General features: G+C 61.9%; 11 protein-coding genes. 5 read left to right on the top strand and 6 right to left on the bottom strand.

Translation table 11 applies throughout. The features are described 5' to 3' along the window. Positions 1-62: 62 nt before the first annotated feature. The gene (locus tag NAP1_RS09380; RefSeq protein ID WP_007165045.1) at positions 63-1,775 is read right to left on the bottom strand and encodes an FAD-dependent oxidoreductase; all 1,713 of its coding nucleotides are present in this window, start codon (positions 1,773-1,775) and stop codon (positions 63-65) included. A gap of 410 nt (positions 1,776-2,185) precedes the next feature. Between NAP1_RS09380 and NAP1_RS09375 the strand changes: the two genes are divergently transcribed. The 4 genes from NAP1_RS09375 to NAP1_RS09360 are packed head-to-tail and all read left to right on the top strand — an operon-like array spanning position 2,186 to position 12,067. After that, complete coding sequence (locus NAP1_RS09375) at positions 2,186-3,553, top strand: multiheme c-type cytochrome (protein WP_007165044.1); 1,368 nt, start codon at positions 2,186-2,188, stop codon at positions 3,551-3,553. Positions 3,554-3,555: 2 nt separating this feature from the next. Then, positions 3,556-5,550, top strand: a complete 1,995-nt coding sequence (locus NAP1_RS09370) for a heme-binding protein (protein WP_007165043.1) — start codon at positions 3,556-3,558, stop codon at positions 5,548-5,550. Positions 5,551-5,552: 2 nt separating this feature from the next. Further along, positions 5,553-7,556, top strand: coding sequence for a hypothetical protein (locus tag NAP1_RS09365; protein WP_007165042.1), 2,004 nt, complete (start codon positions 5,553-5,555; stop codon positions 7,554-7,556). Beyond that, a complete protein-coding gene (locus NAP1_RS09360) occupies positions 7,556-12,067 on the top strand; it encodes an LVIVD repeat-containing protein (RefSeq protein ID WP_007165041.1) in 4,512 nt (1,503 codons plus the stop codon). Before NAP1_RS09365 ends, NAP1_RS09360 begins: the two co-directional genes overlap by 1 nt. Before the next feature lie 287 nt (positions 12,068-12,354). Here NAP1_RS09360 and NAP1_RS09355 read toward each other — a convergent pair whose 3' ends face one another. The 4 genes from NAP1_RS09355 to NAP1_RS09340 are packed head-to-tail and all read right to left on the bottom strand — an operon-like array spanning position 12,355 to position 18,587. Continuing rightward, a complete protein-coding gene (locus tag NAP1_RS09355) occupies positions 12,355-13,239 on the bottom strand; it encodes a phosphodiesterase (protein ID WP_007165040.1) in 885 nt (294 codons plus the stop codon). Between the two features lie 2 nt (positions 13,240-13,241). Then, positions 13,242-15,197, bottom strand: coding sequence for a cytochrome c3 family protein (locus NAP1_RS15935; RefSeq protein WP_007165039.1), 1,956 nt, complete (start codon positions 15,195-15,197; stop codon positions 13,242-13,244). A 10-nt stretch (positions 15,198-15,207) separates the two neighbouring features. Next, positions 15,208-16,071, bottom strand: a complete 864-nt coding sequence (locus NAP1_RS09345; protein WP_007165038.1) for a hypothetical protein — start codon at positions 16,069-16,071, stop codon at positions 15,208-15,210. After that, complete coding sequence (locus NAP1_RS09340; RefSeq protein ID WP_050750423.1) at positions 16,071-18,587, bottom strand: NAD(P)-binding domain-containing protein; 2,517 nt, start codon at positions 18,585-18,587, stop codon at positions 16,071-16,073. The genes NAP1_RS09345 and NAP1_RS09340 overlap by 1 nt, the downstream gene beginning before the upstream one ends. Before the next feature lie 111 nt (positions 18,588-18,698). On the opposite strand from NAP1_RS09340, the gene NAP1_RS09335 reads away from it, so the two are divergent. Further along, positions 18,699-19,640: a tetratricopeptide repeat protein gene (locus NAP1_RS09335; protein ID WP_007165036.1), complete on the top strand. Its 942-nt coding sequence runs from the start codon at positions 18,699-18,701 to the stop codon at positions 19,638-19,640. A gap of 84 nt (positions 19,641-19,724) precedes the next feature. Here NAP1_RS09335 and gdhA read toward each other — a convergent pair whose 3' ends face one another. Continuing rightward, the gene (gdhA, locus tag NAP1_RS09330; protein WP_007165035.1) at positions 19,725-21,077 is read right to left on the bottom strand and encodes an NADP-specific glutamate dehydrogenase; all 1,353 of its coding nucleotides are present in this window, start codon (positions 21,075-21,077) and stop codon (positions 19,725-19,727) included. Between the last annotated feature and the right edge of the window lie 71 nt (positions 21,078-21,148).

Genomic DNA, 21,148 nt, shown 5'->3' with positions numbered 1-21,148 from the left:
TACGCGTGTTCGAGGATTCGCCAAGCGCTTTGTTGCAGCGCAGCAAAAATGGCGGATGGGCTCTACTTCCCGGTCAGCCTCGTTCTCCAGTATTCGGTGAAGAACAAATCATGCGGATCGCGCTGCGCCCGCAGGTCCATGAAGTCGCCAAAGCGCGGCAGATTGTCGCGGTAATACTTTGCCCAGAAAGGGAGGCTGTCACGCGGGATGAACTTGCCCCAGTGCAGACGGAACGGAATGTTGTTCTGCTTCAGGATGTCCCAATACTGGTCGAGGAAGCCCTCGTCGTCGTTGGGAATACCGTCATTGTCGCGGTACCAGTAGACGTCGATCCGCACCGCGCCGTTTGCATATTCATCCGCGCCATCGCTGTATCCGGGATGCATCCAGCCACGGGTGGGCGAGCCGCCATAAACCTCGGTCGAGAAATAGCCGGTGGCCTCTTCGCCGCCTTCCTCGAACATGGTCTGATAGATGTTCATCACCTCCTGCGTTCGGTCGATCGGCACCCAAATCTCGGTGAACTCGGTGCCGAGCAATTCGTCGCTGACGGTATTGTCCATGCACAGCGAGCGCCAATACCAGTCGTTGAATGTCGTCTCTTCCCCGCGCTCGGTCATCGGCTGGAAGATCGGCAGCAGCTTGGGAAAGACCGCGGTGATGGCTGCGTTGAAGAAGGCAAGCACCGTCGCGATTGCCCCGGCGACAACCCCGGTCAGGCACCCGAGCAGGAAGGTCAGGAAGCGCGAGATCTCGCCCTTCTCGCTCTGCCGCAGTACGAATGCGAGGTTTTCAAGATAGGCGCAGGTCTTTTGCCAGATCAGTCCGATAATGCGCCCCGGGTTGGTGTTCCCCACCAGTACGAAAATGAGCGCGCCGAGATATTGCTCGGTCTGGCCGCCATAGTTCGGCGTGAACTGCTGATAGGGCACGTTGTCGTCGGGGTTCTTCGGCGGATCGACCCGCTTCGCCTGCCACGTCTGGATGCGCTCTGCGCCCTTTTGTGGCCACCACACGACGCGCGTGTACTCCGTGTCCTTGAGGAACTGCTCTAGGCTAGGCTGGTCCGCGCTGCCTGAACCGAGGAAATCCATCGGCGCTCCTGAGCCCGAAAGAGGCGTCGTTTGTTCGGAGCCTTCGACGTTGTACATCTTGATGAGCTGCATGCGGACCGCGACGACAATGCCCAGCAATCCCATCGAGGTCGCATAGGCGTGGAAGTGCTCATGCCCCTCCTCGATCCATTCGCAATTGCCAGTGCCGTCGACCACCTTGAAGGCGATTGCGTTGTCCCAACCAAAGCGAGTCGATCCGCCCGCCGATCCGGTGGCGGTAAACCCGGCAAGCGTTTGGTGCGTAATCCCGCCTAGCGTGCTGACGGCCCAGCCTTGCTGGAAAATCTGGTAGAGCAGGCTGTTTTCCAAAGTCGAGACGCCGAACGGTTCCTGCGGGTCCCAGCCAAGATTGATGCCCGGTCCTGCCTCGATCACGCCCTTGTTAGCATCGACCCATTTGAGATCGCGCATCTTGTCGAAGGCGATGTTGATCTCGCGCTTGCCATCCTTGGGCGGAGGCGGGCTTTGCTGGAGCGTGCGATTGCGCGGATTGTCGCTGCTGGGGTCGGTGTAGATGCTCCACGCGACCGAGTGCGTCGCACCGCGAGCACGGATCTGCACGCCAGCCTCGCGCGCGTAATGGACAAGCGCAATCACCTGATCCTCGTTTGCAGGATGGAAGAGGCCGTCGCTGCCGACGGGAATGGGCGGTGGTGTCATGATATCGGCTCGGCTCCCCTGAAAATCGCGCCTGACCTATTCATGACAAGACTGCTCGATCCGCGAAAGGACTGAGACGACACTTTCGCTCATATTGAGGCAACACTTGCAAAAAATTCGCGAGGTTTGTCCGGGAAATCATCGGATTGAAGGTTGCATCTACCCGTCGCTACTGTGACAAAGGTGCACTTGCCTGGGAGGGCAGAGTCGGGGGATCACCCATTACTTGACGTTACCATACAAGTATCGCGGTCTGCGCATTGCTAGCCTTTGGGCGTAGTTTGCGCAGGTAGCAGACGGGATATCTGGGTGCGCATGGCGCTAAGGGCTTGCGTCGCTCGGATAAAAAGGCAAAGTTGCAGGCATCTCGTGGGGGGTATGAGATGACAAGATCAGGGCCGAAGTGGGGATTGGCTAATTCCCTGAGCCGGAATGTCGCGGGTTTCGCGCGCGTCTTCGCCGTGCTCGGGCTCATCGCAATCTATCCAGCAGCGACCGCATCGGGCAACGCGCAGTTCGAAGGCGTGGCCAGTTGCGCAGGTTCGACCTGCCATGGCCGTGCCGAAGGGAACGGCGCTGTAGTCAGACAAGACGAGATCGCAACTTGGCAGGAGCCTTCCTCGCCAAGCGGCGCTCACAGCCGCGCCTATGCAGTGCTCGCCGGTCGTCGTGGCCAGCAGATTACCGCAACGCTCGGCCTTGGTGATGCGACGCAGGCCAAGGAATGCCTTGGCTGTCACGCCACATACGTACCCTCCGCTCCCAAGGGTCCGCGCTTCCAGCTATCCGATGGCGTCGGCTGCGAAAGCTGCCATGGCCCCGCAGGCGATGCGTGGCTGTCGAGCCACTATGCTCGCCCTGCGACGCATGCCTCGAACGTCGCCGACGGCCTTACCCCGCTCGAGCAGCCGCAGGTTCGCGCCAATGTCTGCCTCGATTGCCACTACGGTTCGACCAAACCGGGGCAATTCGTCACGCACTCGATGATGGCAGCGGGCCACCCGCGCGTCTCGTTCGAACTTGACCTGTTCAGTGCGCTTCAACAGCACCACAATATCGACGACGATTATGTCCAGCGTAAGCGCAAGCCCAACGCGGTGCGCTTCTGGGCGGTGGGCCAGGCCGAGGCCGTGCGCCGCGCAACCGGACTTTTCGCCAATCCGAAGTTCGGAATGGAAGGGATCTTCCCGCAATACTACTTCCTCGACTGCCATTCATGTCACCGCGAAATCCAGGATTCGAGCCAGCGCCGCCTGACGTTCGAGGAAAATCCGGGGCGTCCGATCCCGTTTGGCAATGCGCCGTTCAATGATGAGAGCATCATCATGCTGACCGCCGTTGCCGGGGCTCTGGTGCCGGGTCAGGCCGACGAATTCCGCGCAGCTAGCCGCAGCTTCCACGCAGCGATGGGCGGCAACGGCTCCGATCCGCGCGAGGCTGCGATTGCGCTGTCACAGCGGGCAGGGGCGCTTTCCAATGCTCTGAGCCAGCGGGCCTATGCCAACGCCGACGCCTTCCGGGTGATCGGCATCATCGGCGACAACGCGATCCGCCCGCGCTTCACGGACTATTCCGGCTCGGTGCAGGCGGTGATGGCTATCGACACGCTTCTGAACGGCCTTGTCACCAATGGCCGCGTCACATCCGGCGCTGCCGCCGGTATCCGCTCCGACATCAACAAGGCCTATGCTGCTGTGCAGGAGCCAAACGCTTACGACCCCGATAACTTCCGCGCGTCTTTGGCTTCGGCCATCGCGGCGATCCGCAGGTTGAGCTGACCATGGCGGGGGGATGGAAAGTTCTGGCAGGTGCACCGCTTCTGGTGCTGGCCGCCTGTGGCGGTGGGGACTCCGCTCCCGGCGGCGGGGGCACGGGCGGTAATCCGCCGCCACCTCCACCACCGCCGCCTCCACCGCAGGGGCAACTCTTCAACTTTCCAGCGCAGGAAAGCCTCTCGGTCGGCGAAGTTCAGCAGATCATCGCCCAGGCCGCAGGTGAGGCGAGCGCGCGCGGCATTCCATCGACGATCGCTGTCACCGACCGCGTGGGCAATGTACTCGCCGTGTTCCAGATGGCAGGCGCACCGGGCACAACGCAGGTTAGCCTCAATCAGATTGGCGGCACGGCAGCACCGGGCGCAGGGATCGGTCTTCAGGGCGTTGACGTTCCCTCTTCAGCAGCGGCCATCGCAAAGGCCGTCACCGGCGCATATCTGTCGAGCGGCGGCAATGCGTTTTCGACCCGCACGGCAAGCCAGATCGTGCAAGAACACTTTCCGCCTGCCCCGACCACGGTGGGGCTTGAAAGCGGCCCGCTGTTCGGCGTGCAGTTCAGCCAGCTTCCGTGCTCCGACCTTAGCGAGCGCTTTTCGGCATCGGGCGGGCCTGGGGCCTTTATCGGACCCAAGCGTTCGCCGCTTGGCCTTGCAGCCGATTCAGGCGGGCTTCCGATATACAAGAACGGCGTGATCGTCGGCGGGATCGGGGTGGAAGGCGATGGCAATTACGGCTTCGATGCCAACATTCTCGATGTCGACAACGATTCCGAAGAATTCGCAGCGCTCGCCGGGACGCAGGGCTTCGCCGCACCCGAAACGATCCGCGCCAACCGCATCAATGTCGACGGAACAGCGCTTCGCTATGTTGATGCGCGTTTCGACCAGCTGTCTCCGCTCCAGACGAATTTTGCGGCGGTAAACGGTCCGGGCGGCGGGCTGATTCCAGTCGCGGGCTATACTGACGGCAACATTCGCGCAGGCACTGCATACGGCACCGAGGCAAGCGGCATCCGGGCCTCGACCCGCGCCGAATTTTCCAACCCCGACGCCTTTGTCCTTACCGATGGAAACGGCAACAACCGCTATCCGATCCGCGCCGGGACCGATGGCACTTTGGTTAGCCAGCCCCTGACGGCGAGCGAGGTTCGCGCGGTTCTCGAAGAAGCGTTTGTTGTATTGAGCCGCGCTCGCGCACAGATCCGTCGCCCGCTCGACAGCCGGATGCAGGCGACGATCAGCGTGGTCGACACGAACGGCCAGATCCTCGGCATCGTCCGCAGCCCTGACGGGCCGATTTTCGGCACCGATGTGTCGCTGCAAAAGGCGCGCACCGCGGCGCTTTTCTCGAACCCGATTGCCGCGCAGGACTTCTCGGCAGCTCCGCCCGAAGTGGCGGCAGTGGTGCAGCGGGTGCGCGACTTTCTCGGCGATCCCAATGCCCTGACCGGGACATTCGCCTTTGCAGACCGTTCGGGCGGCAACCTTGCGCGTCCCTATTTCCCGGATGGCGAAGTCGGCCCGATCGCAGGGCCCCTCTCGGTTGAGGATCCGCAAACATTCAGCCCGTTCGCGACTGGGCTTCAGCTGACGCTAGTTGCCGGAAACATCTTCCAGCACGCGGGCTTTATTGTGAGCAACGGGACACAGCCCGATACGCCGCGCGCCTGCACAGGGCTGCCCAACACTTCGCAAGGCACGCCGCGCATTTCCAACGGCATCCAGATCTTCCCCGGCTCGGTCCCGATCTATCGCGGCGGCCAGCTGATTGGCGGTATCGGGGTTTCGGGCGACGGTATCGATCAGGATGACATGGTCAGCTTCCTCGGCCTTCACAATGCAGGGGTGCGCACCGGCTCGATCAACAACGCGCCCAACGAGATCCGCGCGGACCGCATCGTCGTGAATGTCGCCGGGCGGCAGGTTCGGCTGCGCTACGTGAACTGCCCGTTCGCGCCGTTCCTCGATGATCCGACACAGAACGTGTGTGAGGGGCTGTAACGATGTCGGCCTTCTCGCTTCTCCCGCTCGTTATCCTCTCGCAGCCAATGGCGCAGGACTCCGGTGGCGGCGTGCAGCAGGAGCAGCCGCCTGAGCCCGAACAGAGCCAGGGGCAGGAGCAGGATCACAATCGAAGCGTAGGCGAAGGCCTCAACACCACCGCGCGCGAAGAGGGTGAGGATCTCGACCGGCAAATCCTCGAAGGGCGCGAGCGTCCCGGCTTCAACGAAGAGCTTCCCGAAGAGGTAATACAGGTGAACGAGGGCGCCGTGCGTGCCCCGCCGCCGCAGGCTTTCGATCCCTCGCAGGTGCCGATCCCGGATCGCTGGCGTCTGATTGAATCGCTTGGCGTGGTCGAGGAAGACTTCTTCGATCCCTACGCGCAGAACACCTACAAGGGCGACCGGCCGATCTGCATCCCGACCGAGGACGAGCAGGAACGCCGCCGCCGCCTTCGCGAAGCGGCAGAGGCAGCGGGCGAAGAGCCGCCCTATGGCAGTGCGCCTTGCGGGACGCCGAAGTTTCTCGGCCTGAAATCGCCGGGCAAGTGGTTCTTTGTCCTGAACGCGATCAGCGACACGGTTTACGAGCCGCGCACATTCCCGATCCCCGTCGGCGTTCAGACGACCGAAGACCCGGACCGGCTCGATGTGTTCGGCAACGATTTCTCGACCGTCCTGTCACAGACTTTCATCGTCGGCGCAGCGCTGCTCAAGGGCAACACCGCCTACCAGCCGCCCTCGGTCGAATACCGCGTCACGCTTGCCTACAATGTGAACTATGTCGACGTGCCCGAGCGGCGCGTTCTGTTTGTTGAGCCGTCGAAGGGGACCGACCGTCTCGACCATTTCCTGGGCGTCCAGGAATTGTTCGTCGACTATCACTTCACCCCGCTCGACACCGATCGGTTTGACTTCATCTCGATCCGCGCCGGCATCCAGCCGTTCCAGGCCGATTTCCGCGGGTTCCTGTTCAACGATCAGCAGCTTGGCGTGCGGCTGTTCGGCAACCGCGACAACAACCGTTTCCAGTTCAACCTCGGCGCGTTCTGGCGGCTTGAGAAGGACACGAACAGCGGTCTGAACTCGGTCGTGCAGGAACCGCGCGACGATTTCGTTTTCATCGCCAACGCCTATCGTCAGGATTTCCTGATCCCGGCGCTGACCAGCCAGATCACCTTTGCCTACAACCGCAACCGCGAGGGCAACGATATCGAGATCGACGATAACGGCTTCCCGGTCCGCCCGGCGCTGCTCGGCGATATTCGCGGGCGCGATTACGATGTGTTCTATCTCGGCTACAACGTTGATGGCCGCATTGGGCGCATCAACATCACGGGCAGCGCCTATTGGGCGCTGGGTGAGGATCGCAACAACTTCTTCACCGGCGAAAAGGCCGACATCAACGCGCAGTTTGCTGCCGTAGAGCTCAGCTACGACCGCGACTGGGCGCGTTTCCGCCTGTCGGGCGCTTTCCAGAGCGGCGACAGCGATCCCTATGACGACACAGAGGGCGGGTTCGACGCGATCTTCGAAAACCCGGTCTTTGCAGGCGCTGACACCTCCTACTGGATCAGGCAGACGATCCCGTTCGCAGGCGGAGGCCGCGCGGTTGCGGTTAACGGCCGTAACGGCATCCTCAACAACCTGCGCTCCTCGAAAGAGCAGGGGCAGTCGAACTTCAACAATCCGGGCCTGTGGCTGGTCGGCGTTGGCGCGGACTTTGACCTGACGCCGGAATTCCGCCTCAGCGCGAACGCCAATCACCTCTGGTTCGAAAACACCTCCTCGCTCGAGGCTTTGCGTGTCGAAGGATCGATCCCGAGCGAGATTGGCTATGACCTTTCGGCCTCGGCCATCTGGCGGCCCAAAGCCAACCAGAACATCGTTTTCCGCCTGTCGGGCGCAGCGCTCCTTTCGGGCGACGGGTTCAAGGACCTGTTCGACAATCTCGGCAACCAGGATGAGTATTACTCGATCCTCGCAAACGTGACGTTGACCTACTGATGCTTGGCAAACTCATCTCGCTACGAGGCCTCATTTCACCTGCTCAGGCGCTTTTTGCGCTTGCCGTGATGATGCTTGGCGTATCGGTGTTCCAGTCGACCGGATTTGCGGCGGCAGAGGAAAAGCCGGTCTATCGCAATTACAAGGACGCAGGCGTGCTCGCGCCGCCCGCTCCTGCGCGGCAGTCGCAGGCCGAGGCCGATGCAAAATCAATGGGCTGCAAGACCTGCCACAAGGCAAGCGATGCGGCGACGATGCACGAAACGCCTGCTGTCGTGCTGGGCTGCACCGACTGTCACGGCGGTAACGCAGGCGTCGAAGGCAATCCCGCGCTGCCATACGACCATCCTGATTACGCAGCCGCGCGCGATGCTGCACACGTTCTGCCCAAATATCCAGACAGCTGGCACGCCCCCTCATCGGCGAACCCCAAGCGCTCCTATGCGCTGCTCAACAAGGAATCGCCGGAGTTTGTGAAGTTCGTGAACCCCTCGGACTACCGCGTGGCGCGCGAGGCATGCGGTTCGTGCCACATCCAGTCGATCGAAGCCGCCGAACGTTCGATCATGGCAACCGGCGCAATGCTGTGGGGCGGGGCGACGTACAATAACGGCATTCTGCCCTTCAAGAATTACATCCTTGGCGAAGCCTACACCCGCTCGGGAGACCCGGCGACGATCTCGGGTGTTGCCAATGTCATTTCCTCGCCCGGCTATGGCGAAGACGGCACGCTTTCCGAGGCTCAAGAGGCGCGCGGCGTGCTCGGCCAGCTTTACCCGCTGCCGACATGGCACGTGATCCCGCCTGCCGACGTCTTCCGCGTGTTTGAACGCGGCGGGCGCACAATCAACTCGCAGTTCCCCGAAATCGGCCTGCCAAGCCCGACCGGCCTGATCCAGCGCCTCGAGGAACCGGGCCGTCCAGACCTCAAGCAGTCGAACCGTGGTCCCGGCACCGGCCTTCGCGTCGCGATCCCGGCCTTGAACATTCACAAGACCCGCCTCAACGACCCGTTCACCTGGTTCATGGGCACGAACGACCAGCCGGGCGACTATCGTCACTCGGGCTGCGCAAGCTGCCACGTGGTCTATGCCAACGACCGTGAGCCGCGTCACAGCCTCACTTACGCGCAATATGGCCGCGACGGGCAGACGCAGACGGTTGATCCCTGCATCAACCCGGTTGCCAACGCCAACGCCGCCGCTGCGGCCCAGTGCTACTCCCGCGAGAGCGCGGGCTACGGCGGGCGCATTCCTGGCGAAGGCTATGACGGTAACGGCCACGGCGATGACCATGGTGGTGACTACACCGACGGCCACGGCGCGCTGAAGGGGCCAGGCGACGATCCCTATGGCGACGGTCACGACACGCATTCGGACGAACCAACGCGCGAAAGCGGTCACCCGATCCGCCACGTCTTCACCCGCTCGATCCCGACCGCGCAGTGCATGAACTGCCACATGCACCAGCCCAACATCTTCCTGAACTCGTATCTCGGCTACACGATGTGGGATTACGAGAGCGACGCGCCTTTCATGTGGTCGGGTCCCGAAAACACCACCCCGCGCCCGCATGGCATGAGCGACGAGGATTACGAGGCATTCTACAAGGAACAACGCTTCCCCACCGCCGAGGAAGTGCGCGCCATCATGGATCGCAACCCTGAAGGCGCTGCCGCTCGCGGTATGTGGGCGAACCTCGACTTCCTGCGCAACGTCTATGAGCTCAACCCGGAGCTAGAGCACACCCAGTTTGCCGACTATCACGGCCATGGCTGGAACTTCCGCGGCATTTTCAAGCGCGACCGCGAAGGCAATCTGCTCGATGCCGAAGGCAACATCCTGCGCCCCGGCGATCCGGAAACCGACAGCGCTGAGGAATTCGCCTACCACCAGGACCGCTGGCGCCAGCGCTGGCGCAAGGATGGCGAGGAACTCTTCGTCGAGGTTGAGAAGAACCCGGCTGAAAACGACACCAACAATCCCGGCGTCGCGGTCCACATGATGTCGATCCACGCCGAGGCTGGGATGCAGTGTGTCGACTGTCACTTCGAACAGGACACCCACGGCAACGGCCTCATCTACGGCGAAGTCGCCAACGCGATCGAGATCGGGTGCAAGGACTGCCACGGCACCGCCGATGCTTACCCGACGCTGCGCACCAGCGGCCCTGCCGCACCGCCCGAAGGCCACAATCTCGCGCTCCTTCGCAACCCGGACGGCCAGCGCCGCTTCGAGTGGAAAGAAGACGACAACGGCCACCGCATCCTGATCCAGCGCAGCCTCGTCGATCCGGAGCTCGAATGGCAGGTCAGCCTCACCAAGGACTCGGTCAATCCCGAGCTTCCGGCCTGCGACAACGAAGGCAGCACCTCGAACGGCGCATGCTTCAACGACCGCTCGGCCCGCTCGAAGCTGATGAGCAAATATGGCGGCGAAACCGGCCGCTATGAATTCGGCCCCGGCATTGCCGAGGAAGACCGCGCCCACCGCGATCCGGAAATGGCATGTTTCACCTGCCACCTTTCCTGGACGACATCGTGCGGCGGCTGTCACCTGCCGATCGAGGCAAACTGGAAGACCAAGTCGCACCGCTACGAAGGTGGCGAGACGCGAAACTTTGCGACCTACAACCCGCAGGTTGCGCGCGACCAGATGTTCCAGCTTGGCGTGCACCAGACGACCAAGGGCAACCAGACCGCTCCGATCCGGTCGTCTTCGGCGCTGATCCTGTCCTCGACCAACATCAACCGCGAGCGCATCTACGTGCAGCAGCCGCCGATCAGCGCGGTTGGCTTCTCTTCGCAAGCCTTCGCACCGCACTTCCCGCACACGGTCCGTCTAAACGAGACGAAGACCTGCACCGATTGCCACCTCTCACAAGCAGAGGACAACAATGCGATCATGGCGCAGCTGCTGCTGCTCGGCACGAATTATGTGAACTTTGTCGGGATGCACGCCTTCACCGGCCTCGAAGGCGGCATCAACGCCATTCGCGTCACCGAATATGACGAGCCGCAAGCGGTGCTCGGTTCCTACCTCCACCGCTATTCCTATCCCGACTATTGGCGCCGCCACGTCGAGGACAATGGGCGTGAGCTCAAGAACTGGGTGCGCGGCGAAGCGTTCGATGATGACTATTCGGGCGAGACCAAGCCGTTCGAGGAATTCGTCAACGTCCACGAAGGCACGCGCGACCGCGTCGGCTGCCTTCAGATGCGCGGCGAATATCTGTTCGTCGCCGAAGGGCGGGGCGGTTTCCGCGCCTATGACATCGCCTCGATCGGGAACAAGGGCATCTCGGAACGCATCATCACCGCGCCGTTCTCGCCGCTCGGCCACGATACACATGTCGACACCGAAGACGCGACCTGCATGGCGGTTGCTACCAACCAGCCAATCGCGCCTGAGCGCAACACCGCCCAGATGCGCGAAGTCAATCAGGAGCAGGCGTTTAGTCCGGTCTATGACTACGCATTCATCACCGACAGCGTCGAAGGCCTGATCGCAGTCGACGTCAACACGCTGGCCGACGGCGAATTCCGCGACAACTTCTTCGAGCGCGCGATCTTCCCCGATGGCTCAGATGCGTGGAACCCGGACGGTGTTCTGACCGGCGCGAAACACATTACGCTCGCAGGCGATTATGCCTACATCACTGCCGATGCAGGGCTGGTCGTGGTCTACCTGCCCAAGGATATCGCCGACGATCCGGCGACCGCCTGGCGCGATGAGTGCGAAGTCGATCCCGAAAACCCGGCGGAAAGCTGCCTCGCCCCGCGCGTGACCAAGGTCATCCCGATGACCGACGCCCGCGCGACGACGATCCAGTTCCGTTATCTTTGGGTGACTGATGCGGAAGGCCTGAAAGTCTTCGACGTGACCAAAATGGACGATCCCGTCGCGGTTCCCGAGGCGACCTATCCGATCGCGGATGCCCGCCGGATCTACGTCGCGCGCACCTATGCCTATGTCGCGGCGAAGGGCGACGGTTTGATGATCTTCAACGTGACCAACCCGCGTGCGCCCAAGCTTTACCAGCAGGTGACGCTCGACGGGACGCTCAACGATGCGGAGGACGTGGTGGTCGGTTCGACCAATGCCTCGCTGTTCGCTTACGTCGCGGACGGGGTGAACGGGATGAAAGTTCTCCAACTGACCTCGCCCGACAGCCAGCGCAACTTCTACGGCTTCAGCCCTGCGCCGATGCCCGAACTCATCGCCTATGCGAAAACACCATCGCCTGCGATTGCGCTTTCCAAGGGCCTCGACCGCGACCGCGCGGTGGATGAGACGGGCGGCCAGATGGCAGTCTTCGGCAGGCTCGGCTCGCGGCCCTTCACGCGCGAGGAGATGGAGAAGCTCTTCATCACCCGCTCGGGCGTGCCGTACCGCGTAACTGACGAGGTCGACATGAGCCGCTGGGTCGGGCGCAACAGCGTATGGCGCCGCAGCGCTGGCATGGACGCCGAGCGCGAAGAGACGGACGAGATCGCTTACAGCTCACGCTGAGTTAGGGCGGGCGGATTACGCTCCCGCTCACATCAACTTTCCTACAATGGGCCGCTCGCACTAGGGTGCGGGCGGCTCTTTGATTTGGTGGTCGTTTTGTCGGAAGATTGCGCGCGCCGGGCGCGAACTTGGAAAGTCACACGTCCTACAAGTGCAAGCGCGTTCTGAAACGCCCGCAAACCCCGGTTTCGCGCCATTTTCGAGCTTCTGGGCGGGGCGAGCACGTTTTTCCAAACGCACCCCTTGCGTGGTCCACTCGCTTGCAGATCAGGTGAGTGCGGCGCGGACTAGACGCGCTCTGCGAACAGGCCCTTCATCATCGGCTTCAGGTGCTCCTCGAAGCGAGCGAGCGTCTGCCAATGGCCGACAGGCTGGAAGTGCGAGACGAACTCGCCACCGCGCCACAGGTGGAGCGAATAGAAGGGTGGCTCTGCCGCGACGATCGGGCGGCTGTCCGCGACCTCGGCATCCATTGGCCTTAGGTCGAGTGCGACCGCCGGCGCGACCGCGGGCGTGACGCTCAAAGGAATGCCTTCGACCACCGAGTGCAGAGGACGGTGCAGGTGCCCAGCCTGGATCGAGATGATCTGGTCATGACCTTTAACGGTGTCATGGAACCGCTTGAACCACGCTTCGCCGGGCTTGGGGTCCATCCAGTCGATCCCTGCTACCACCGGTGGGTGGTGCATGAAGATGACTGTCGGCGTATCGGGATGGGCGGCAAGCTCCTTGGCGAGCCAGGCGGCGCGCACCTCGCAAAAGGCGCCGCCGTGGCGGCCCGGCTCGAACGAATCGAGACAGAGCACCCGGAGAGCATTGCCCGCTCCATCGTCGCAATCGATCGCGAATTGCGCAAACCCATCGGCCGTGGGACAGTCGGGGAAGGCCTTGAGCAGCTCATCGCGCGAATCGTGATTGCCCGGGATCACATGGACCGGAAAGGGGCATTCAGCGACAAGCTCGCGAATACGGGCGTAGCTGTCTGGCTGCCCGCCGTCGGTGAGGTCGCCTGAAAGGATCAGCATGTCGGGCAGGATCTTCTGGTTCAGCAGATGTCCCAAGACATTGCGAAACCGCACGAAGTTGAATTCGTTCTCTCCCGCCTCCGGCTCAAAGCCGACATGCGTATCGGTGATCTGTGCAATCAGCACACCGCGTTTCTCGCTCTCCATTCTTAGCGTCTTAGACTGCTCAAGATTGCTGCGACATTATCGTTAGCACCATTTCCGGGCATATCTGGATGATCTTCGGGCCGCCAGGGAGAGGTTGGCGTGTGATAGCCGTGGCACATCGCGCAGGTCGAGGGCACGATTTCCTCGGTCTTTGCTGCGGCTTCGCCAAGGTGGCAATCACGGCAGCTTTCGAGGTCCGGGATCAGCAGATCGGTCGCTTCGTTCGAGGTGCTGGTCGCATGGCACTCGGTACATTCGAGCGGATTGCCGGCTGCGTCTTCCTCATGCGCTGAGTGATAGAACGCACCGTGCATCAGGAAGCGGTTGGGCAGATTGACCGGCGTCAGGTCGCGCCTGCCATCGGTCATGGTCGGAATGTGGCACTCGCCGCAGACCCCGTCTCGCTCCAGAGCGCGGTTGATCGCGATGTAGAGCCCCATGGGACGGCCAAAGTTCGAGTAGTAACGCCCGCCACGAGCAAACTGCCCCGGACGACCGCGCCCGCTCACGATATCGCCGCGCGGACCGCGGTCCATGGTAGCAAGGTCGGCCATCAGGTCATCGACATTGCCGTGGCGAAGGGTTCGGAAAGCGGGGCCAGCGCGGTCGAAGACGAGGCTGTGACATGCCTCACACGAATCCTCCATGACGACCGGCTTGTAGTCGCCAAGGTCCTCAACCCGGCGCTTTGAAAGGCCAGACTGCTTGAGGTTCTTGAGATCGGCCTGCGACCACTTCACGTTGCCCAGTGTTCCGATGGCAGCATCGGCCAGCCCGCCCTCGCGCATCATGTCGCGTTCAGCCTCGCTCCAGTCCGAGTGGCAGTCGCTGCATTCGAGCGGCGCACCATACTTGCCGAGGCTGATCGCCATCCGCGCAACGCCGCCTTGCTCGTCCATGTGTTCGTCGTGCGTGAACTTGAGACCGCTCATTTCGACCGGCTCGGTGTCGAGCGACACGCGCACTGGCTTGTCGGAGAAGTGTGCGGTGTAGATCAGCGGACGGAATTGCGGGTGCTTGTCGCCAAAGTCGTTCGCGTTGCCGAAACTGACGTCGGTCAGCCGCGCGTCGAGATCGTCGTGGCAGTCAGAGCAGAATTGCTGGTCCCAGAACTGGTGCTCTTCGGCGGCGAGATCGACTGGTCCCTCATGCTCGGAATGGCATGAGACGCAGCCAAGCGGGCCTTCCTTGCCGAGCGTTTCTGCAATCGACCACTGGATCGCATCGCCGGTGCTGAGCGGCGCCATGCCTTCGCGGAGGCGCGGCATCTCGGCGTGATCGCCAAGGCCAAGTTCTTCGTGGCAGGAAAGGCAGGTTTCGTCCTGAACCGATACGAAGGGCGTTGCGTGGCAAGCTTCGCAATTGTCTTCGAGGTGCGCGTGCTCGACGCTCATCCCGCCCGAGATCCAGGCGGCGTCGAACTTGGTTGCGCCCACGACGTCTTTGTCCATCGGGTCGTTCTCGGGCGCCGTGCTTGTAAGGTTGGTGACGATAGGAACCGCGAGCAGCAGGCCCAGGATCGCGACCGTGAAGCCCCATGCCATCGTGCGCTTGCTGGGCAGGGCGGCGGCAAGTGCGAAGGAGGACAACGCGTCTCCTGCTGCCTCGTCCCTTTCGACCTGCTTGATGATGATCTGGACCGGGCCGTCACCTTCGCGCGAGATCGCGAGGCGCGCAGAGCCGACAGACACTTCGGCCCCGACATTGGGATCAATGGTCCCTTCCTTGACCGAGCGGCCGTCCAGCCCGAATTCGAGTCCACCGAGCGACTCCGCGCTCAGCATTCCGCCGCCCGCATCGGCAAGGCGCACGTGGCGTTGCTCAACCGCGAGGTCAGCCAGGTGAATATCGCTTTCCGCTGCGCGGCCGACGACAAGTTCGGACTTGCCGACTTCACGGTCACGGACAATCTCGCGGCCCGAGGCGGTGATGTCGATGGTGCGGATCAGGAATGCCATGACGCCAGCCTCACCAGTAGTAGAACACGCTCACGACATGCGCGAGCAGTGCGGCGAGCAGGGCAATCGTCGCCGGAATATGGATGAAGAGCCACACCTCAAGCAGCGCCCTGATGCGCAGGTGGCGACGGATCTGGCCGAGCTGGTCGGCACGTTTGACGAGCAGCGCATGGACGCGCTCTTCAGCCTCGCTCCCGCTCTCGGAAATGCGAGCAAGGGCGCGGTTGGTCTTGCAGCCCGGATAGGTTCCGGTGAGACGGCCCCATGCCCCGCCATAGAAGACGTCCTGTTCGAGCGCGGCGATGACGAGGTCGGTCTGCTCACGACCCAGCGGCTGTGCTGCGCTTTCAAGCTGGCGGTCGAGCGCGGTCAGAGCATCGAGCATCTCTGCACGCGTCATCTCCTTGCGGTTGGACGAGAGCGTGGAGGGCAAGGTGGCGTAGGCGATGACCCCGTAGATGCCGCTGATGATGACCAGCAGCATCAGGAAATAGGCGAGCGTGTGGACGTTCCACCCGATCTGGAACCCGGTGTGGAGCGTGCCGACCACGATCAATGCAAGGCCGAGGTAAACATGCGCGCTCGTCCACGCCTTCAAGCTCCATTGGCCGGTCGTGATCTTGCGTTTGCGGACGCCGAGCAGTGAGAGCCAGACGATCAGCAGCAGCCCGATCGTGCCAAGCGTATAGCCATACCAGCTGCCCCCGTTCGGGCGCGGTTCCTGGTCGATCATCGCGTAACCGAGCCCGGTCACGATGCACAGCATGAGCGCGATCCAGAGCCAGCGGAAACGCCGGTGCTTTAGGAAGCTGACATGATCGGCGTTGCGCCGACGCTCGTCTTGTTTGAAACGGTTGCCTGCCACGCTCGCCATCAGTCTTCGACGTCCTCTGTAATCTTGGCAAAGGTGAGGAACTTGTCAGGCGCCACGCGGATGGCAGCACCGGTCGGGCAGGCGCGCACGCAGGCGGGGCCTCCGTCGATGCCAGCGCACATGTCGCACTTGATCGCCTTCTTCGCGAGGTCGGGGTCGCCGTGAGACTTGCGCCACGAATAGGATGCTTCGCCAGGGCCAGGGCCGCTGCCGAAGAACAGCCAGCTGAGCAGCGATGGCTTCTTGGGTGGCACCGGATCCATGCGGATCACGCCGTAAGGACAGTTGCTCTTGCAATTGCCGCAGCCGATGCAGGTTTCCGCATTGATCGAGACCTCACCATCGGGACCGCGCTGGATCGCGTTGGGCGGACAATCGGCCATGCAGTGCGGATGCTCGCAGTGTCGGCATGACGTCGGAACGTGGAGGTGAGCAAAGCTCTTGCCCGCTTCCCGGTCGAGCCGCGAGAGCCCTTCATGCGCATCGGCACAGGCGCGCTCGCAATTGTCGCAGCCGATGCACAGCTTCTCGTCGATGAGGAGTGCGTCGGTTGCCTCGCCAATTCCCTGTTCGGACAGAAACTTGGCGGTTTCGGTGTAGAGTTCGAGCGCGTTGTCGACGCTGTCTTTCTGGCTTTCGATGAAGTCGGTAGTGCGGCGGCGATCCGCCATCACTTCGAGCGCGCGTTCACGCAGTTGCGGCTTCTTGTCGAGCAGTTCGAGGAAGCCGTCTCCCGGCAGGCGGATGACTTCGGACTTAACCGATGCCTTGACCGTTGCGGTACGCTTCGAGCCGTCGATAACGGCCATCTCGCCGAAGAACGTACCTGCTGGCAGGTAGGACAGGAAGATCTGGCGGTCGCCGATTGCCTTTTCGACCAGCATTGAACCGAAACGCAGGATGAAAAGGTCCTTGTCGTCGTCGCCTTCCTGGATAACGACCTGGCCTGCCCGCACTTCCTCTGTCTGCGCGCTGGCGACCAGAGGAGCGATGTCGTCAGGCGTGAGGCCCGATCCGAACATCTGCAGGATCTGGCGCTCGATCGAGATGCGTTTCACGGTCTCGTTCGCTTCGGGCGAGGAACCGATCAGCTTGAGCGCAGCCTTGCGCGACAGTTCGACCACCACAGTTTCTTCCGCAGCGCGGATCGTCGAACCGCGGCGGCGGCCCGAAATCAGACCGACCTCACCAAAGATCGACCCTTGGCCGATCGGCACGGTGATCGAGGGATCGTTCGGGTCGACCTCAACCGCCACGCTGCCTTGCGCAATAGCGAATAGCGAGGAGCCTTGTTCGTTGCGGCGGAAGATCACTTCGCCCGGCGCAAAGGCCGTGCAAGTGGAATCGAGCATGAGCTCACGCATCTGCAGCGTGGAGAGACCTTTGAAGATGTCGACGTTCTTCTGGTAAACTTCGAGCCAGTGGTCGACCGGCTTGTTGCCGGGAAGGCCAGCAAAGACTTCCTCTAGCAGCGGTTCGTCGGCAGGTTTGGGCGATTCGCCGGTCGCGAGATATTCGACGACGTCGTAGCCCTGGTTCATGCAGTGCTTGATCAGCGGATAGCCCGCCAGCGCCCCGATCACGAAGATACCTGGCTTGGTCGATTCAAACACCGGCGAGAGGATTGGAAACGCACTGCGGTCTTCGCTGGTGAATTCGACGCCCATCGCCTCGATGAACTTGCGCGGCGGCTGCGAGCCGATGCGCGCAATGATCGTATTACAGGGAATGGTTTCCTGACCGGTCTCGGTCTCCAGCACCATCTCCCCATCGCGCACCTCGGCAGGCGAAGTCTTGAAGCGAATTTGCAGCTTGCCATCGTCATGCGCGGCCTGAAGCAGGTCGGCGTTACGCTGCTTTGCCTTTGCAAAGTCGGTGCCACGGTTGAGGATGGTGACGGTGTTGCCGAGAGCTTCTTCCGACAGGCCAAGCGCGTTCTCGATGCCGGCATCGCCCGTACCCACGACGGTTATATGCGTGTCGTGGAAGTCGGCAGGATCGTCGAGCTGCGAGGTGATCATCGGGTGATCGGCCCCCGGGCAGCGCAGCTTGTTGGGGTTACCCTGCGTCCCGATGCCCAGGATGATGGTCTTCGCGCGGAATGTCGCCCCGGCTTTTGTCTTGAGCGTGAAGTCGCCTTTCTCGCCCGAAACTTCGACCACTTCTGCGTTGTATTCGACATTGACGCCCATCTCGGCGACCTGGCGATCCCAGGTGTCGAGGATGAATTCGCGCTTTCCTTCGTCGAATTCCATGCCGCCGCCCGCGCCCTCCTCGTACCCGCCAGCGCGCAGCTGGAGGTTCGAGGGCGTTGCCATGACGTGCTTGCCCTTCTGGTATTTGTAGATCGTGTCCGAGAGGTGGTCGGTCTTTTCCAGGAGGACGTGCGACAGACCGCGCTTGGCAGCCTGACCAGCGGCGCTCATCCCGGCAGGACCGGAGCCAATAATGGCGACTTCATACAAGTCTGACAATCTACCCCCCCCTTTGGATAGATCAAATCCCAGTGCCACCATAAGGAAAGTGGCCCCCAATGCCAGAGTCAATTGCCGTTTTCTGCACCGCTTGCTAGTGAATTTCTTATGTGATCCGATGCAAATAGCGCGATTGAAGGGATTTATAGCATTATGTCTGGGGGTAAGGCGGGCTGGGTCCTGCTAGGTGGTGCGGCTGTGCTTGCGGCCGGTTCGATTGGTTATAACGTTATTGGCAGCGGTGAACCCGAGGCTGAGACCGTCGCTACGGCTGATACCGGCCCCTCGATGGAAGACCTTCGCGCCGCAGCAAACGCGTCGAGCGACGATGCGGGGCCTTGGAGCGAGCTCGCCTTTGCGCATTTTCAACGCAACGAATTCGGCGATGCCGTGAGCGCCTATGAACGCGCGGTCGAGATTGACGACAGCGCCGCAGCATTGTGGTCGGCACTTGGAGAAGCGCGGGTTATGGCGGTGGATGCAGCGAGTGCCGCTGCCGATCCGTTGCCGCAGATTGCGCTCGATGCTTTTGAAAAGGCCCTTGAACTCGACCCTTCCGATCCACGTTCGCGTTACTTCCTTGCCGTGAAGAAGGATATCGACGGCGATCATCAGGGCGCGATTACCGACTGGCTTGCGCTTCTTTCCGACACGCCTCCGGGCGCTCCTTGGGAATCGGACGTGGTGCGAACGATCCAGCAGGTCGGTGCAATCAACGACATTGCCGTCGACCAGCGTCTGGCAACAGTCATGGAAACCCGCGCGGCGCAGACTCCGATGCTTCCCGGATCGGGCGCGGCGGCTGGGCCGGCAGCATCGGCCAACATTCGCGGTCCCTCGGCACAGCAGGTTGTCGAAGCGAGCCGCATGCCTCCGGGGGAACAGCGCACGATGGCCGAGGGCATGGTGGCAAGGCTCGAAAGCCGGCTCGAAAGCGAGCCCACCAATGTCGATGGCTGGGTAATGCTGATGCGCAGCCGGATGACTTTGGGTGAGCCCGACGCGGCACGCGCTGCGCTCGATTCCGCAATCGCGGCGAACCCTTCGCGGGCCGGAGAATTGCGCGCGGCAGCAGAACAGCTGGGCGTGCGGTGACGGGCTAGGGGCCTATAACCGTCATGAAAAAGGGGCGCCTCCATGCACGGAGACGCCCCTTTTTCTTTGCTTAAATCGAGCGGCTTAGACGACGCCGAATGCGAGCATTGCGTCAGCGACCTTCTTGAAGCCCGCGATGTTTGCGCCCTTCACGTAGTCGACGTAACCACCGTCCTGCTCACCATATTCGGTGCACTTCTCGTGAATGCCCGACATGAGATCTGTGAGCATTTCACCGAGGCGTTCGTGGTTCCAGCTGATGCGCTCGGAGTTCTGGCTCATTTCGAGCCCGGAGACGGCAACGCCGCCTGCATTGGCCGCCTTACCGGGGCCGTACAAGATCTTGGCGTCATGGAATACCTTCACGCCTTCGAGCGTGGTCGGCATGTTTGCGCCTTCCGACACGCCTTTGCAGCCATTGCTCACGAGCGCCTTGGCCTCGTCTTCGTTGAGCTCATTCTGCGTTGCGCATGGAAGGGCTAGGTCAGCTGCGATGTTCCACGGACGACCTTCGTGGAAGGTCGCACTCTTGAACTCATCGACATACTCGCTGATCCGGCCGCGCTTGACCGTCTTGAGATGTTTGACCCAGTCGATCTTCTCCTGGTCGATGCCATCGGGATCGTGGATGAAGCCGCCCGAATCTGACAGGGTCAGAACCTTGCCGCCCAGCTGAGTGATTTTTTCGGCAGCGTGCGTTGCCACATTGCCCGAGCCCGAAATGACGGCGGTGTGCCCTTCGACATCCTTTCCCTGGTGCTTGAGCATGTTCTGCAGGAAATAGACCGCGCCGTAGCCGGTCGCTTCGGGACGCATCTGCGAGCCGCCATATTCCTGGCCCTTGCCCGTCAAAACGCCTTCCCAGCGATTGGTGATGCGCTTGTACTGGCCGAACATGTAGCCGATCTCGCGACCACCAACGCCGATGTCACCGGCGGGAACGTCGGTGTCGGGCCCGATGTGGCGGTAAAGCTCGGTCATGAAGCTCTGGCAGAAGCGCATCACTTCGGCGTCCGACTTGCCCTTCGGATTGAAGTTCGCGCCGCCCTTACCGCCGCCCATGGGCAGGCCGGTCAGCGAGTTTTTGAAGGTCTGCTCAAACGCTAGGAACTTCAGGACGCTTTCGGTCACGCTCGGGTGGAAGCGGATGCCGCCCTTGTAAGGGCCGATCGCGTTGTTGTTCTGAACGCGCCAGCCACGCTGAACGCGGATGTTGTGATTGTCGTCTTCCCAGCAGACGCGGAACGACACGATGCGATCCGGTTCTGCGATACGGCGCAAGATCTGCGCTTCGTGATATTCGACCTTGTCTTCCATGAACTCGAAGATGTCCTGTGCAACTTCATGTACTGCCTGGACAAATTCGGGCTGTCCCGGATTGCGCTTTTTCACGCCTTCCATGAACTGTTCGAGATTTACGTGATCAGTAACGGCCATTGCTTTCTCCCCCCACTAGGAAACACGCGACCTATGAAAACTATGTTCTTTTTGTTGCTCCCTTGTATCTG

Source organism: Erythrobacter sp. NAP1, assembly GCF_000152865.1.
Classification (GTDB): domain Bacteria; phylum Pseudomonadota; class Alphaproteobacteria; order Sphingomonadales; family Sphingomonadaceae; genus Erythrobacter.
The sequence above is the reverse complement of the archived record's forward strand: the minus strand, read 5'-3'. Positions and strand labels throughout refer to the sequence as shown.

Bases quoted from the DNA above. Each gene is read 5' to 3' on its own strand.
- NAP1_RS09355 (WP_007165040.1), bottom strand. From the start codon at position 13,239: ATGGAGAGCGAGAAACGCGGTGTGCTGATTGCACAGATCACCGATACG.
- NAP1_RS09370 (WP_007165043.1), top strand. From the start codon at position 3,556: ATGGCGGGGGGATGGAAAGTTCTGGCAGGTGCACCGCTTCTGGTGCTG.
- NAP1_RS09340 (WP_050750423.1), bottom strand. From the start codon at position 18,587: ATGGTGGCACTGGGATTTGATCTATCCAAAGGGGGGGGTAGATTGTCA.
- NAP1_RS09335 (WP_007165036.1), top strand. From the start codon at position 18,699: ATGTCTGGGGGTAAGGCGGGCTGGGTCCTGCTAGGTGGTGCGGCTGTG.
- gdhA (WP_007165035.1), bottom strand. From the start codon at position 21,077: ATGGCCGTTACTGATCACGTAAATCTCGAACAGTTCATGGAAGGCGTG.
- NAP1_RS09360 (WP_007165041.1), top strand. From the start codon at position 7,556: ATGCTTGGCAAACTCATCTCGCTACGAGGCCTCATTTCACCTGCTCAG.
- NAP1_RS09380 (WP_007165045.1), bottom strand. From the start codon at position 1,775: ATGACACCACCGCCCATTCCCGTCGGCAGCGACGGCCTCTTCCATCCT.
- NAP1_RS09345 (WP_007165038.1), bottom strand. From the start codon at position 16,071: ATGGCGAGCGTGGCAGGCAACCGTTTCAAACAAGACGAGCGTCGGCGC.
- NAP1_RS09365 (WP_007165042.1), top strand. From the start codon at position 5,553: ATGTCGGCCTTCTCGCTTCTCCCGCTCGTTATCCTCTCGCAGCCAATG.
- NAP1_RS15935 (WP_007165039.1), bottom strand. From the start codon at position 15,197: ATGGCATTCCTGATCCGCACCATCGACATCACCGCCTCGGGCCGCGAG.